Raw genomic sequence first — 13,776 nt, forward strand, 5'->3', positions numbered from 1 at the left:
AAGAATAAAATACCAATCGTTATAATAGGTTTTATCTATCAATAAACTGTTTTTAATTCCTTTTAGACTACATAAGATAAAACTATTTGTGAAAAGTTCAAGATAGTGGCTACTCAAACAGATGCTTATTTGTTGCTAGTGACATCATTTCTGGATAGAACTGGCAAAATAGTGTTTCAAAATCAAAGTAATGATTTTCAATATCCTGATACGATCCTGCCAATGCGAATAATTTTGGGCGCCTGCGTGCCATGCTCTGTAAGACATTGGCGATGCATGACATATCGGCATAACGGATGAATAAGTTTTGTGACCAGAGGTAGTTATTCAATTCCCGAAATTTTTCAGGGGTTGACGTGAGATGAGGTTCTATATTGTTGCGGGCAAGATTGACAAATTCGGGCAAGGAGTAATTTTTTTCAAATTTGTCCCAATGTCGAGAAAGAAAGTGATCCCAGATGATATCAAGGGTAATGGGGGCAACGCGCCGATATTCGGGGCGAAATAATTTGCGAGCTTCCAGGACAAGTGGATGCTTGTCCGTCAGACTGTCTACCCGACGGTGCATACGGATACCGGCTACAATATCAGAACAGAATGCGCCTTCTGGAGAGCCACGGACGAAATCTGCCATCAAATTCCCCAGTAAGGAACTTTCCGCTAATGCAGCTAAATGAAGGTGTGCGAGAAAATTCATAGCGAGAGTATACCGTAAATAGTTAAACCAGGTGCTTCTTTGTTGCACCCTTGCGCTTGCAGCACTAGACTAGTCCGCCTGTTTTTTTGAATGATACAGATAAAATGCGTGTCGCTGATTTTACATTTGAACTGCCAGAAGAGCTGATTGCTCACTATCCCCAGCCACAGCGAAGTGCCTGCCGCCTGCTTTCCCTTGATGGTGAAACAGGCAAGCTGGCACACGGTGTTTTTACTGATGTGCTGGAGAAGCTGGAAGCCGGAGATTTATTGGTTTTCAATAACACCCGCGTTATCCCTGCGCGCCTGTTTGGCCGCAAAGCGACGGGGGGAAAGTTGGAAGTTTTAGTCGAAAGGATGCTGGATAGTAAGCGAGTGCTTGCTCACGTTCGTGCTTCCAAAGCACCGAAAGAAGGTGCTGAACTTATCCTTGGTGAAGCGCAGAGCATTAAGGCAACGATGCTGGCGCGTCATGATACTTTGTTTGAAATCCGTTTTGATGATGAGCGTGATGTATTGACCATTTTGGATCAAATTGGTCATATGCCTCTGCCGCCTTATATCGCTCGTCCTGATGAAGATGCGGATCGTGAGTTGTACCAGACAGTCTATAGTGAACGCCCAGGCGCGGTGGCGGCACCAACTGCCGGATTGCATTTTGATGAACCCCTTTTGGCTGCCTTGCGTGCAAAAGGCATTGAGATGGCCTTTGTCACCTTGCACGTTGGTGCCGGTACTTTTCAGCCTGTGCGAGTGGAAACCATTGAAGATCATGTGATGCATGCCGAATATGCGGAAGTACCACAGGATGTCGTGGATGCAGTTCTGGCATGTAAAGCGCGTGGTAATCGGGTTATTGCTGTAGGGACAACATCGGTCCGTTCGCTGGAAAGTGCCGCAAGAGCTTGTCAGGATGGGATTATCGCGCCATTTTTTGATGATACCCAAATTTTTATCTATCCTGGATTTGAATATCAGGTTGTCGATGCCCTGATCACCAATTTCCATCTGCCAGAATCCACCCTTATCATGCTGGTTTCTGCGTTCGCCGGTTATAAGAATACCATGAATGCCTACAAAGAAGCGGTAGCAAAAGAATATCGCTTTTTCAGTTATGGTGATGCAATGTTTATTAATCGCAATAAAATGGCGGCAAAAGAACGGGTATTAAAAGAGTGAGTACCAGAAGAAACGGTGCTGAAATCAATTAAATGTTTTGTAATAAAAGAGTTTAAAATCAAAATATTCTTCATTTCAGCCCCGCTGATTTGAATGATATCTAAACATAGCATCAGACTGTTTTTCTGATGTCTGGAGGTTAAGTGAAATTTGAGTTACAAAAGACGGATGGAAATGCCCGTCGTGGTCGTTTGATTTTTGATCGTGGCGTTGTGGAAACACCGGCATTTATGCCAGTGGGAACTTATGGCACGGTAAAAGGTATGACACCAGAAGAGGTGAAAGAAACAGGAGCGCAAATCCTGTTGGGGAATACTTTCCACCTTTGGTTGCGTCCGGGACAGGAAATCATGAAATTGCATGGTGACCTGCATGATTTTATGCAGTGGCAAGGTCCCATTCTGACTGACTCTGGCGGTTTTCAGGTTTTCAGCCTCGGTGCCATGCGTAAAATCAAGGAAGAAGGCGTTCACTTCCGTAACCCAATTAATGGAACGCCTGTGTTCCTCAGCCCAGAAAAATCCATGGAAATCCAATATGACTTGGGTTCTGACATTGTCATGATTTTTGATGAATGTACGCCTTATCCTGCTGATTGGGATTATGCGAAGCGTTCCATGGAAATGTCATTGCGCTGGGCTGCCCGCAGTCGTCAACGTTTTGATGAGCTGGATAATAAAAATGCCTTGTTTGGTATTATTCAGGGGAGTGTTTACGAAGATTTGCGTGATATCTCCATAAAAGGGCTGGTGGAAATCGGCTTTGATGGCTACGCTGTAGGGGGACTGGCCGTCGGTGAGCCGAAAGAAGATATGCACCGTATTCTGGAACATGTTTGCCCTCAGATCCCACAGGATAAGCCTCGCTATTTGATGGGCGTCGGCAAGCCAGAGGATTTGGTTGAAGGCGTTCGTCGTGGTATCGATATGTTTGACTGTGTGATGCCAACTCGTAATGCCCGCAATGGTCACCTGTTTGTGACCGAAGGGGTTATCAAAATCCGCAATGCCAAACATAAAGAAGATACATCTCCCCTGGATGAGCATTGTGACTGCTATACTTGCCGAAATTATAGCCGGGCATACCTCCATCACCTTGATCGTTGTAACGAAATTCTTGGTGCAAGGCTGAATACGATACATAATTTAAGGTATTATCAGCGCTTGATGGCTGGAATTCGTCAGGCCATTGAAGAAGGCAAACTGGAACAGTTTGTTGAAGCGTTTTATCAGCAGATCGGTAAACCCGTTCCGCCGTTAAATATATAATTTATCGTGACTAATCAGTCTCAATATGTGTAGCATATTGGGCTGGTTTTTGATCGAGCCACTGTCGATTTTAATAGCAATGTTTTCGACAGTCATATTTTCGATAACAATGAGGGAAATTTGATGAGTTTTTTTATTTCTGAAGCTGCGGCAGCTGCTGGCGCACCAGCGCAAACTCAGGGAAGCCCATATTCTCTGATTATCATGCTGGTTGTTTTCGGTTTGATTTTCTATTTCATGATCTTGCGTCCACAACAAAAACGCACCAAAGAACATAAAAAACTGATGGATTCCATCTCCAAAGGGGATGAAGTGCTGACTTCTGGTGGTTTGGTGGGTCGTGTCTCTAAAGTGTCTGATACCGGCTATGTAGTTATTGCCTTGAATGACACCACAGAAATAACTGTCAAACGTGACTTCGTTGCTGCCATTTTGCCGAAAGGTACAATGAAGGCTATTTAATTTTCCGATTTTCCCGAAGGGAACTGCCGTGTTGAACCGTTATCCTTTGTGGAAGTATCTGATGCTGATCGCTGCGATCCTCATCGGTTTGCTTTATGCACTTCCCAACCTTTATGGTGAGGATCCGGCTGTACAAATTACTGGCGTGCGAGGCATCGCCGCCAGTGAAAAAACGCTGGACCAAGTCCGTAATGTTTTAGAAAAAGATCAAATCAAGAGCAAGTCCATTGCATTGGAAAATGGCGCAATTCTTGCTCGTTTCAATAACACTGATGTGCAGCTTCGTGCGCGTGAAGCGTTAGTTTCTGCACTAGGTGAACAATATGTTGTCGCATTGAACCTCGCGCCTGCAACACCTGTCTGGTTAAGGGCAGTCGGTGCTGAACCGATGAAACTGGGTCTTGACCTGCGTGGCGGTGTCCATTTCTTGATGGAAGTGGATATGGAAACCGCGCTGAGTAAATTGCAGGAACAGAATATTGATGGCCTGCGCTCTGAACTGCGTGATCAAGGCATCCCTTATTCAACTATCCGCAAAACGGATAATTATGGCGTCGAAGTTCGTTTCCGTGATAACGATGCACGTTCTAAAGCAGAAAGCTATCTTGAACCTCGTCACCGTGATTTGGTGTTCTCCAGTGAAGCCAACAGCACCCTGAAAGTGGTGATGAGTGATGAACGTCTGCGTGAAGCTCGTTCTTATGCAGTACAGCAGAACATCACTATCTTGCGTAATCGTGTCAACCAATTGGGGGTTGCAGAACCTCTGGTTCAACGTCAAGGTGCAGACCGCATTGTGGTTGAACTGCCTGGTATTCAGGATACTGCCCGCGCGAAAGAAATCCTGGGGGCAACTGCAACTCTGGAATTCCGTCTGGTCAATACCAGTGTTGATCAAAATGTCGTGCAGTATGGCCGCATTCCGGCTGATTCAGAAGTGAAAGACACTCGTGATGGTAACCCGGTTGTACTGTATAAGCGCGTTATCCTGACGGGCGACCATATCACCGATTCGACCTCCAGTACTGATGAGAACGGTTATCCACAGGTGAATATTTCCCTGGATAGCGCGGGCGGCACAGCAATGTCTAATTTCACCAAAGATAATCTGCAAAAGCCAATGGCAACGCTGTTTGTGGAATATAAGGACAGTGGCAAGAAAGATGCCAATGGACGTGCGGTTTTGGTTAAGCAAGAAGAAGTTATCAACATTGCCACGATTCAGTCACGCTTAGGTAACAGTTTCCGTATTACCGGTATTAGCAATCCGGCCGAAGCTCGTCAGTTATCACTATTACTGCGGGCAGGGGCGTTGATTGCACCAATCCAGATTGTGGAAGAGCGTACGATTGGGCCAACTCTGGGCTTGCAGAATATTGAGCAGGGCCTTGAAGCGTGTTTATGGGGCCTGATTGCATCTGTCATATTTATGGTGATTTACTACCGCAAATTTGGTCTGATTGCGAGTTCTGCGTTGTTGGCTAACCTGGTGCTGATCGTGGGTATTATGTCCCTGCTGCCGGGGGCGACCCTGACCATGCCGGGGATTGCGGGTATCGTCTTGACGCTTGCCGTCGCCGTGGATGCGAACGTATTGATCAACGAACGTATCAAAGAAGAATTGCGCAATGGCCGTACGGTGCAGCAGGCAATTCACGAAGGCTATAAAGGGGCATTCTCCAGTATCATCGATGCAAACCTGACTACGCTGATTACGGCTATTATTTTGTATGCAGTAGGTACTGGCTCTATCAAGGGCTTCGCGATCACCACCAGTATTGGTGTGGCGACTTCAATGTTCACTGCTATTGTGGGAACACGTGCAATCGTGAACTTGCTGTACGGTGGTAAGCGTATCAATAAGTTGTCAATTTAAGGAGCACGTTGTGGCACAGGATTATAGTGTTGAACAATTAAACTATGGGCGTAAAGTTATCGACTTTATGCGCTGGGACAACGTTGCCTTTGGGATTTCGTTCCTGCTGTTGATCGCTTCCATCATTATGATGGGGGTTCGTGGGTTTAACTGGGGGCTTGATTTTACCGGTGGTACGGTCATTGAGGTGAAGCTGAGTCAACCTGCGGATCTGGACAAGATGCGTGAGAGTCTGAGCCAGAATGGTTTTGCTGATCCACTGTTGCAAAATTTTGGTAGCAGCCGTGATGTGATAGTACGTATGCCACCGGTGGAAGGTAACGCAGGGCAAGAGCTCGGCAATAAAATTATCTCGGTGATTAACCTGGATATTGATAAAGATGCCAAGGTTAAACGTGTCGAATTCGTCGGTCCAAGTGTCGGGAACGAACTGGCACAAACCGGAGCGATGGCGTTATTGGTTGCACTGATCTGTATCCTGATTTATGTCGGTTTCCGCTTTGAGTGGCGTCTGGCATTGGGGGCAGTTATTGCACTGGCGCATGACGTGATTATTACATTGGGTATTCTGTCGTTGTTCCACATCGAAATTGACCTGACTATTGTTGCATCGTTGATGTCCGTTATCGGCTACTCATTGAACGATAGCATCGTGGTGTCAGATCGTATCCGTGAGAACTTCCGTAAGATACGCCGTGGTACGTCGTATGAAATCACTAACATTTCCCTGACTCAGACCTTGAGCCGTACCATTATGACTTCTGCAACCACCTTGTTAGTTGTAATGATGCTGTACATTTTCGGAGGTGAAATGCTGAAAGGTTTCTCACTTGTCATGTTAATCGGTGTTTCTATCGGTACAATCTCTTCTATCTATGTTGCTTCTGCACTGGCTTTGAAATTGGGTATGAAGCGTGAGAATTTGATCCAGCAGAAAGTTGAGAAAGAAGGGGCAGATCAGCCCTCTATTCTTCCTTAATTATTTGCATGATCGAGCACGGGTATTGCTTAAACACCCTGTGAGTACTTACTGACAGGGTGTTTTTCGTCATCACTTCAAGGTACACTGTTATCCCTTCGGTTAACTGTCAGGAAACGATATGCATTGCCCATTTTGCGCAGCCGTTGATACTAAAGTTATTGATTCCCGTCTGGTAGGGGATGGCTCACAAGTGCGCCGTCGCCGTCAGTGCCTGGAATGTCATGAACGTTTCACTACATTTGAAGTTGCGGAACTGGTGATGCCGCGAGTGATTAAAAGTGATGACATTCGAGAGCCTTTCGACGAAGAAAAATTGCGTCGTGGAATGCAGAAAGCACTGGAAAAGCGCCCTGTCAGCTCTGATGATGTGGAAACCGCAATTAGTCACATTAAGTCACAGGTGCGGGCAACAGGAGAGCGTGAAATTCCGTCCAAAATGATCGGAAACTTTGTCATGGATGCGCTGAAAAAACTGGATAAAGTGGGCTATATCCGTTTTGCCTCTGTTTATCGCAGCTTTGAAGATATTCGCGAATTCGGTGAAGAGATTGCCAGGCTACAAGATTAAACTTTGTAACTCTTACTAAAAACCAGAACATTGATTAAACGCTATGACACTTGATGAAATATATATGTCCAGAGCGCTGGAGCTGGCGTATCAGGGCCGTTTTACAACATCCCCAAATCCGAATGTAGGTTGCGTTATCGTTAAGGATGGGCAGATCATCGGGGAAGGTTTTCATGCACGAGCGGGCGGGCCTCACGCAGAAGTTCATGCCTTGCGTATGGCCGGTGAAAAAGCGAAAGGCGCGACAGCTTACGTTACCCTTGAACCATGCAGCCATCACGGTAAAACCCCCCCTTGTGCTGATGCTTTAATTGCCGCAGGCTTAAGCCGTGTTGTGGTAGCGATGCAAGATCCCAACCCTCAGGTGGCTGGGCGTGGTTTGTATCAATTGCAGCAGGCCGGAATTGCCGTTGAACATGGTTTGATGATGGAACAGGCGGAATCCTTGAATAAGGGGTTTCTTAAACGTATGCGTACAGGGTTTCCGTACCTGCAATTGAAACTGGGCGCATCATTGGATGGCCGAACTGCGTTGGCATCAGGGGAAAGCAAGTGGATTACCTCACCGGAAGCCCGTCAGGATGTGCAAAAATTACGGGCGCAGTGCAGCGCCATTTTGAGTTCCAGCGCAACGGTATTAGCGGATGATCCTTCCCTGACTGTCCGCTGGAATGAACTGGATGCGGAAACCCAAGCGGTGTATCCGCAAGCATGGCTTCGCCAACCCATCCGTATTATTACAGATAGCCAAAATCGTGTGACGCCACAGCACCAAGTTGTCCGGCAACCCGGGGAATGTTGGTTAGCACGTACTAAGCAAGATCAGCAAAAATGGCCTGATAATACCGAACAGATTTTATTGCCAGAACATGGTGTTGGTGCTGATTTAGTGTTGCTGATGATGCAACTTGGAAAGCGTCAGGTAAATTCTGTGTGGGCAGAATGCGGCCCTGTTTTGGCCGGGGCTTTATTATCGCTAGGATTGGTGGATGAATTGATCCTTTATATCGCACCGAAAGTATTGGGAAATGGTGCCCGTGGCTTGTTCGATATCCCTGAATTGCAAAAATTATCGGATGCGCCTGAATTTTCTCTGTTTGATGTTCAACAGATTGGTCCTGATGTGCGTCTTCGCTTACGGCCGTGTTAAGTGTTTTGATTTTGGGATAGCCCTAAATCAAAAATAATGTGATAAGATCCGCGCCCCTGCGGATATGAATAAAGTATAAGGAAGGCTATGAACGTAATCAAAGGTGTTGTTGCAGCTCCTGAAGCCCGCATTGCTATTGCAGTTGCTCGCTTTAACAACTTCATTAATGACAGCCTGCTGGAAGGGGCCGTTGATGCGTTGGAACGCATCGGCCAGGTTTCTTCAGACAATATCACCGTAGTATGGGTGCCGGGTGCTTATGAACTGCCATTGACGGTCAAGGTGCTGGCGGAGTCCCAGAAATATGATGCGGTTATCGCTTTGGGTACGGTTATCCGTGGCGGAACAGCCCATTTCGAATATGTTGCCGGCGAATGTAGTTCAGGTCTGTCCAGCGTGGCAATGTCCAGCAACATTCCTGTCACATTAGGTGTTCTGACAACAGAAAATATTGAACAGGCGATTGAACGCGCCGGGACTAAAGCGGGCAATAAAGGGGCGGAAGCCGCCTTGACCGCGTTGGAAATGATCAATGTAATCAAAGCCATTAAAGGCTGAATTTTTTAGTTTTAATTAAGGGGAATTTTGTGAAACCTGCTGCTCGTCGTCGTGCTCGTGAATGTGCTGTTCAGGCAATTTATTCGTGGCAATTATCCAAAAACAGCATTGCTGATGTTGAATTGCAGTTTTTGTCAGAGCAGGATGTAACCGGTGTTGATGTCACCTATTTTCGTGAATTGCTGTCCGGGGTAGCAGTCAATGCTACAAAATTGGATGCCTTGATGGCGCCTTATCTTTCCCGCCAGCTCGAAGAGTTAGGTCAGGTAGAAAAAGCCATCTTGCGCGTTGCGATGTTTGAACTAAGCTTTCGTGATGATGTTCCCTACAAAGTGGTTATTAATGAAGGCATTGAACTGGCAAAAACATTTGGTGCTGAAGATAGTCATAAATTCGTGAATGGGGTTTTGGATAAAGCTGGCCCAGCAGCACGTAAGAAAAAGTGATTGCTTGCCAGGAGTTCCCCATTATAACTCGATGATTTTACACATGAGGCCGGATTTCCGGCCTCATGTACTCATCGTTGGTCACTTTTGGAATTCTATTATGGCATGTGGTGAATTTGACCTCATTGCACGTTATTTCAATCGCCCTCTCAGCCGCCGACGTGATGTAAGCCTAGGGATTGGTGATGATTGTGCACTGATGACTGTCGCAGATAAGCAGGAATTAGCGGTAACAACGGATACGTTGGTCGCAGGTGTCCATTTCCTTCCTGATATTTCACCGGAAGATTTGGCTTATAAGGCACTGGCTGTCAACATCAGTGATTTGGCTGCCGTTGGGGCAGATCCTGCTTGGGCATCGTTGGCGTTAACGTTGCCTGACGTCAATGAGGATTGGTTAAAACGATTTAGTGATAGCCTGTTTGAACAATTGAGCTATTACGGTATGCAGTTGATTGGTGGGGATACGACAAAAGGTCCCATGAGTTTGACGTTAACCGTACATGGATTGGTGCCGGTTGGCAGGGCGTTGCGTCGTGCTGGTGCGAAGAACGGTGATTGGATTTATGTCACCGGAACACTGGGTGACAGTGCCGCAGGGCTTGCCTTGTTGCAAGAGCATCTGACCGTGGAAGATCCTGCGATCCACAATTGGTTGGTTAAGCGCCATCTCCGTCCACAACCACGTGTTTTACAAGGGCAGGCACTGCGTGATCTTGCTTCTGCCGCAATTGATCTGTCCGATGGACTGATTTCTGATCTCAACCATATTCTGACAGCTAGCCAATGTGGTGCGCGTATTAATCTGGAGGCGCTGCCTTATTCAGAAGCGACGCAGCAATATGTTCCTGCGGAACAGGCGTTGAAATGGGCACTGAGTGGTGGGGAAGATTATGAGTTGTGCTTCACTGTACCTGAGCTTAACCGTGGTGCGTTAAATATGGCATTGGCCCACTCGGGGGCAAGTTTCTGTTGTATTGGGCAAATCAGGCCAGAATCAGAAGGTATCCGCTATTTTAACAATAACGAAGAAATTGAGTTGGATCTGAACGGCTTTGACCACTTTAAAACGGATAAAAAACTGATAGTACCTTGTCCAGCTGCACACAAGGAAGAAAACGATCAAACGGAGGGAACGCATGGATGACGCAAAACGCCACTTAAAAATGAGTAATCCGTGGCACTTATTGGCTACGGGATTCGGTAGTGGCTTATCGCCGATTATCCCGGGCACTATGGGTTCAGTTGCGGCGATCCCTTTCTGGTTGCTGCTGGCGCAGCTACCGGCATGGGGAATTTGGTTGGTTATTGTGTTGGGCACTGTTATTGGTTGTGTGATTTGTCAGAAAGCGGCTGATGCCATGAAGGTGGAAGATCCCGGTTGTGTCGTTTGGGATGAATTCATCGGAATGTGGATCACCCTGATGGCGATCCCTGTGCTCAATTGGCAATGGGTTTTGGTTGGCTTTGTGGTATTCCGCATTTTTGATATGTGGAAACCGTGGCCGATTCGTTGGTTTGACCGTTATGTGAAAGGGGGTATTGGCATCATGCTGGATGACATTATCGCGGCAATCTTTGCGGTTATAGTCATCTGGTTACTGAATTTCTACCAACTGTTACCTTTCTAAGTTAAATAGCCACTGGAATTCAGGTGGCTATTTTTCAGGATGTTTTTTCAGCTTGTTGTTCCGCCAGAGATGGTAATGTCTTTTTCATGCTTCAATGTTGACTCAATAGCGATTTTCAAGGCTGTTGTCATCATCTCTACAGCCATACTTGGCGCATCAGAATGCTTTATTGCCTGCTCAGGTAAATAAGGAACATGGATAAAACCACCACGCACAGGAGTACGTTGGTTTAAATAATGCAGCAAACCGTACATAACATGATTACAAACGAAGGTTCCCGCAGTTTGGGATACTGTTGCAGGAATTCCTGCATTATTTAATTCATTGACTATCGCCTTGATGGGTAGGGTAGAAAAATAAGCTGTAGGACTGTCGACAATGACAGGGGTATCAATGGGTTGTTGGCCTGCATTATCAGGAATACGGGCATCGTTAACATTGATTGCGACACGTTCTACGCTGATATTTGATCTGTTTCCAGCTTCCCCGACTGAAATCACTACTTCTGGTTTAACGTGTTCAATTGCCGCATAAAGCTGTTCCAGAGAAGTATCGAAAACGCAAGGCAGTTGGCGAACTTCAATATTTGCACCCGCGATTTGACATCCCTGCAATAGCCTAACAGCTTCCCATGATGGATTGACGGTTTCACCAGAGAAAGGCTCAAAAGCAGTGACGAGAATGGTTTTTGTGGCGATAGCTTTCATGACGGTTCCTTGTTGTTGTTTTATAAGAAGAGTAGAAAATAGAGCAGGAATACATTGGTAAGTAATAAGACACATCCTGTGGGGATTTGTGCCTTGATGACCGCATTGCGGTCAGGCAACTCTAACAGGGCAGCAGGGACGAGATTAAAATTTGCCGCCATGGGGGTCATCAACGTACCGCAATAGCCGGAGAACATACCAATGGCAGCCATAACGGCAGGATTGCAACCGTGCTGTAAGACCAAAATGGGAATGCCAATACCGGCAGTCACGATGGGAAAAGCCGCGAAAGCATTACCCATAACCATGGTCAGCAGAGCCATACCCAATACGTAAGCTGCCACGGCGATAAAGCGATTATCGACAGCGATATAACTTTCGGTCAGGTGGGCAATCACCGTGCCGATACCGGCAGTCGTAAACAGCAATCCGAGCGTAGCCAGAAGTTGTGGCAGGATGAATACGCAACCAATGGAGTCCAGCAGGCGGCGAGTCTCCTGTATTGGCTGTGTTATGACATCACGGCTTATGCGTAATGCCATAATTAATCCTATCAGACAGCCGAGAGTAATTGAAAAGAGAGTCACCAGAGTTGCATGATTTCCCTCACCAAAGACGGCTTGTTGTAAGCCTGGAATGTGGTTAAACATCAATACGCCAATCATTGTGACAACGGGGATCAGCAAGACGGGAAAAAATAGTTGATTGCCAAGACGCTCAGCGCCTTCCCGCCGTTGTTCTGGGGTGCGTTGATGATAATTTCCCAGCTGAACTCCACCAAACCCTGCCAATAGTGCCATAAGAACGACCAGCACACCGATACTAATATGGGCAATTCTTTGAGCATGGGCTTCATCGCTAATCCAGATAGCTATTATATGATGACTCCATTTCCCCATCATGAAGATCAAACCGTAAAGTGCCCAGAATAGACCGGTCGTTAAACGGCGAGGGTTAGCAATATCCCGCCATGACATGATAGCGACAGCCAGCAAGAGCACTCCAGCCAGCACGTAGAGATACTGTAATTGAAACATTATTTCTCCTCCTGGTTGTGCAATTTGGTGTGATTCAAGGCATTCAATTCGTTGGCAATACGGTAATCAAGGCGATATAACCGAACTGAATGGATGAGAAAAGCACAAATGGCGGTAGGGATCCCCCAAAGGGCGATATGTAACGGTTCGGTGTGAATGCCCCCTGATTCCAGCATGAAGTTGTGCATAAAGATAATGGCCCCGAAGGCGACAAAAATATCCTCCCCAAAGAACAGACCGGTATTATCCGTTGCTGCAGACATCGCGCGAATGCGATGACGAACTGAATCCGGCAATTCTCCATATTGATTTTCAGCCGCCCCTTCTGCCATAGGCGCTAACAGGGGACGAACCATTTGCGGATGCCCGCCTAAACTGGTTAAACCTAATGCGGCGGAGATTTCCCGTATAAACAGATAGACAATCAATAGACGCCCGGTTGTCGCCATTTTGATATGAGCAATGGATTTCTGGGCCCGTTCTTTTAAACCGTGTCTTTCCAATAGGCCAATGATGACTAAAGGAAGCAGGATGGTCAGTGTCAAATTTAGGGTATTAACAAACCCAGAACCTAGCTTCTCCAAAATATCAGCTATCGGCATGTGAGCAGCCAATCCCGTGACAAGTCCAGCAATGGTGACGACCAGAACCGGATTAAATCTGATGACAAAACCGATGATGATGATGGCGATCCCGATTAGGGGCCAAAAGTTGATGGCTTGCTGCATATTTTATTTCCCCGTGAATAAATGTATTGTTGTTTTATTGTGGGTTTAGGTTGTGTTTATTGTTAATGCATTGTTTGCGCGTTGTTGAACAATAAATAAACTTCGATTAACAAATAAGCAAATAAAATTCGCAATGGATTGTAAAAGTGGAATGTAGATCACTTCTTGGATGAAAAAGCGTTTATTGGATGAGAAGGTCACGCATTCAATTTGTTGTTTCTCATGTATCCCCCTCACTTTTTCAGGAAATAAGATGACAACGGTAGAGGTGAAATACCGAGCAACAGCGTTGGTTATGGTATGCTTGGGAGCCTCGTCTGAACCGTAAAACATTGGGTTATTCTAAGTCACCGGAAATGCATGACAAAGTCATCGGGACTTTTATCGAAAGGAAATATTATATTTAAGACAAATTAATATTTCGCATACGTGACCCAAAATAGGCAGCAAAATGGATGGGGTTTTTATTAAACCCCCATCCATAATTA

15 protein-coding genes and 1 pseudogene are annotated in these 13,776 nt (G+C 46.2%); 12 read left to right on the forward strand and 4 right to left on the reverse strand.

Translation table 11 applies throughout. The features are described from left to right. Positions 1–109: 109 nt before the first annotated feature. A complete protein-coding gene (locus tag ABLA76_RS05580; RefSeq protein ID WP_348987185.1) occupies positions 110–697 on the reverse strand; it encodes an ACP phosphodiesterase in 588 nt (195 codons plus the stop codon). A gap of 104 nt (positions 698–801) precedes the next feature. Between ABLA76_RS05580 and queA the strand changes: the two genes are divergently transcribed. From queA to pgpA, 11 genes are all read left to right on the forward strand, one after another. Further along, positions 802–1,875, forward strand: coding sequence for a tRNA preQ1(34) S-adenosylmethionine ribosyltransferase-isomerase QueA (gene queA, locus ABLA76_RS05585; protein WP_047766873.1), 1,074 nt, complete (start codon positions 802–804; stop codon positions 1,873–1,875). 143 nt (positions 1,876–2,018) lie between these two features. Next, complete coding sequence (gene tgt / locus ABLA76_RS05590) at positions 2,019–3,143, forward strand: tRNA guanosine(34) transglycosylase Tgt (RefSeq protein ID WP_348987186.1); 1,125 nt, start codon at positions 2,019–2,021, stop codon at positions 3,141–3,143. A 123-nt stretch (positions 3,144–3,266) separates the two neighbouring features. Then, complete coding sequence (gene yajC / locus ABLA76_RS05595; RefSeq protein WP_348987187.1) at positions 3,267–3,605, forward strand: preprotein translocase subunit YajC; 339 nt, start codon at positions 3,267–3,269, stop codon at positions 3,603–3,605. A 28-nt stretch (positions 3,606–3,633) separates the two neighbouring features. After that, complete coding sequence (gene secD / locus ABLA76_RS05600) at positions 3,634–5,481, forward strand: protein translocase subunit SecD (RefSeq protein ID WP_348987188.1); 1,848 nt, start codon at positions 3,634–3,636, stop codon at positions 5,479–5,481. A 10-nt stretch (positions 5,482–5,491) separates the two neighbouring features. After that, positions 5,492–6,460: a protein translocase subunit SecF gene (gene secF, locus ABLA76_RS05605; protein WP_348987189.1), complete on the forward strand. Its 969-nt coding sequence runs from the start codon at positions 5,492–5,494 to the stop codon at positions 6,458–6,460. Between the two features lie 121 nt (positions 6,461–6,581). Then, positions 6,582–7,031: a transcriptional regulator NrdR gene (gene nrdR / locus ABLA76_RS05610; RefSeq protein WP_047766864.1), complete on the forward strand. Its 450-nt coding sequence runs from the start codon at positions 6,582–6,584 to the stop codon at positions 7,029–7,031. 43 nt (positions 7,032–7,074) lie between these two features. Then, the gene (gene ribD, locus ABLA76_RS05615) at positions 7,075–8,181 is read left to right on the forward strand and encodes a bifunctional diaminohydroxyphosphoribosylaminopyrimidine deaminase/5-amino-6-(5-phosphoribosylamino)uracil reductase RibD (RefSeq protein WP_348987190.1); all 1,107 of its coding nucleotides are present in this window, start codon (positions 7,075–7,077) and stop codon (positions 8,179–8,181) included. Between the two features lie 87 nt (positions 8,182–8,268). After that, positions 8,269–8,739 carry a 6,7-dimethyl-8-ribityllumazine synthase gene (ribE, locus tag ABLA76_RS05620; RefSeq protein ID WP_348987191.1) on the forward strand — a complete coding sequence of 157 codons (471 nt, stop codon included), beginning with the start codon at positions 8,269–8,271 and terminating at the stop codon, positions 8,737–8,739. A 29-nt stretch (positions 8,740–8,768) separates the two neighbouring features. After that, positions 8,769–9,185, forward strand: coding sequence for a transcription antitermination factor NusB (gene nusB, locus ABLA76_RS05625; protein WP_348987192.1), 417 nt, complete (start codon positions 8,769–8,771; stop codon positions 9,183–9,185). 100 nt (positions 9,186–9,285) lie between these two features. Further along, positions 9,286–10,332: a thiamine-phosphate kinase gene (gene thiL / locus ABLA76_RS05630; protein ID WP_348987193.1), complete on the forward strand. Its 1,047-nt coding sequence runs from the start codon at positions 9,286–9,288 to the stop codon at positions 10,330–10,332. Beyond that, complete coding sequence (gene pgpA, locus ABLA76_RS05635) at positions 10,325–10,816, forward strand: phosphatidylglycerophosphatase A (RefSeq protein WP_348987194.1); 492 nt, start codon at positions 10,325–10,327, stop codon at positions 10,814–10,816. The genes thiL and pgpA overlap by 8 nt, the downstream gene beginning before the upstream one ends. Positions 10,817–10,863: 47 nt before the next feature. Here the strand turns inward: pgpA and pcp are convergent, their stop codons facing one another. Genes pcp through ABLA76_RS05650 form a run of 3 tightly spaced genes read right to left on the reverse strand, consistent with a single transcriptional unit; the run spans position 10,864 to position 13,288 of the window. Further along, a complete protein-coding gene (gene pcp / locus ABLA76_RS05640; protein WP_348987195.1) occupies positions 10,864–11,523 on the reverse strand; it encodes a pyroglutamyl-peptidase I in 660 nt (219 codons plus the stop codon). Positions 11,524–11,543: 20 nt separating this feature from the next. Continuing rightward, positions 11,544–12,563 (reverse strand): DUF979 domain-containing protein, encoded by a 1,020-nt coding sequence (locus ABLA76_RS05645; protein ID WP_348987256.1) that lies wholly within the window; start codon positions 12,561–12,563, stop codon positions 11,544–11,546. Further along, positions 12,560–13,288 (reverse strand): DUF969 domain-containing protein, encoded by a 729-nt coding sequence (locus ABLA76_RS05650; RefSeq protein WP_348987196.1) that lies wholly within the window; start codon positions 13,286–13,288, stop codon positions 12,560–12,562. The genes ABLA76_RS05645 and ABLA76_RS05650 overlap by 4 nt, the downstream gene beginning before the upstream one ends. Before the next feature lie 314 nt (positions 13,289–13,602). On the opposite strand from ABLA76_RS05650, the pseudogene ABLA76_RS05655 reads away from it, so the two are divergent. Beyond that, positions 13,603–13,695, forward strand: a pseudogene (locus ABLA76_RS05655) (IS1 family transposase); the annotation flags it as partial. Between the last annotated feature and the right edge of the window lie 81 nt (positions 13,696–13,776).

The organism is Xenorhabdus sp. SGI240 (assembly GCF_040081915.1).
Taxonomy (GTDB): domain Bacteria; phylum Pseudomonadota; class Gammaproteobacteria; order Enterobacterales; family Enterobacteriaceae; genus Xenorhabdus; species Xenorhabdus bakwenae.

Bases quoted from the DNA above. Each gene is read 5' to 3' on its own strand.
- ABLA76_RS05580 (WP_348987185.1), bottom strand. From the start codon at position 697: ATGAATTTTCTCGCACACCTTCATTTAGCTGCATTAGCGGAAAGTTCC.
- queA (WP_047766873.1), top strand. From the start codon at position 802: ATGCGTGTCGCTGATTTTACATTTGAACTGCCAGAAGAGCTGATTGCT.
- yajC (WP_348987187.1), top strand. From the start codon at position 3,267: ATGAGTTTTTTTATTTCTGAAGCTGCGGCAGCTGCTGGCGCACCAGCG.
- nrdR (WP_047766864.1), top strand. From the start codon at position 6,582: ATGCATTGCCCATTTTGCGCAGCCGTTGATACTAAAGTTATTGATTCC.
- ribD (WP_348987190.1), top strand. From the start codon at position 7,075: ATGACACTTGATGAAATATATATGTCCAGAGCGCTGGAGCTGGCGTAT.
- ribE (WP_348987191.1), top strand. From the start codon at position 8,269: ATGAACGTAATCAAAGGTGTTGTTGCAGCTCCTGAAGCCCGCATTGCT.
- thiL (WP_348987193.1), top strand. From the start codon at position 9,286: ATGGCATGTGGTGAATTTGACCTCATTGCACGTTATTTCAATCGCCCT.
- pgpA (WP_348987194.1), top strand. From the start codon at position 10,325: ATGGATGACGCAAAACGCCACTTAAAAATGAGTAATCCGTGGCACTTA.
- pcp (WP_348987195.1), bottom strand. From the start codon at position 11,523: ATGAAAGCTATCGCCACAAAAACCATTCTCGTCACTGCTTTTGAGCCT.
- ABLA76_RS05650 (WP_348987196.1), bottom strand. From the start codon at position 13,288: ATGCAGCAAGCCATCAACTTTTGGCCCCTAATCGGGATCGCCATCATC.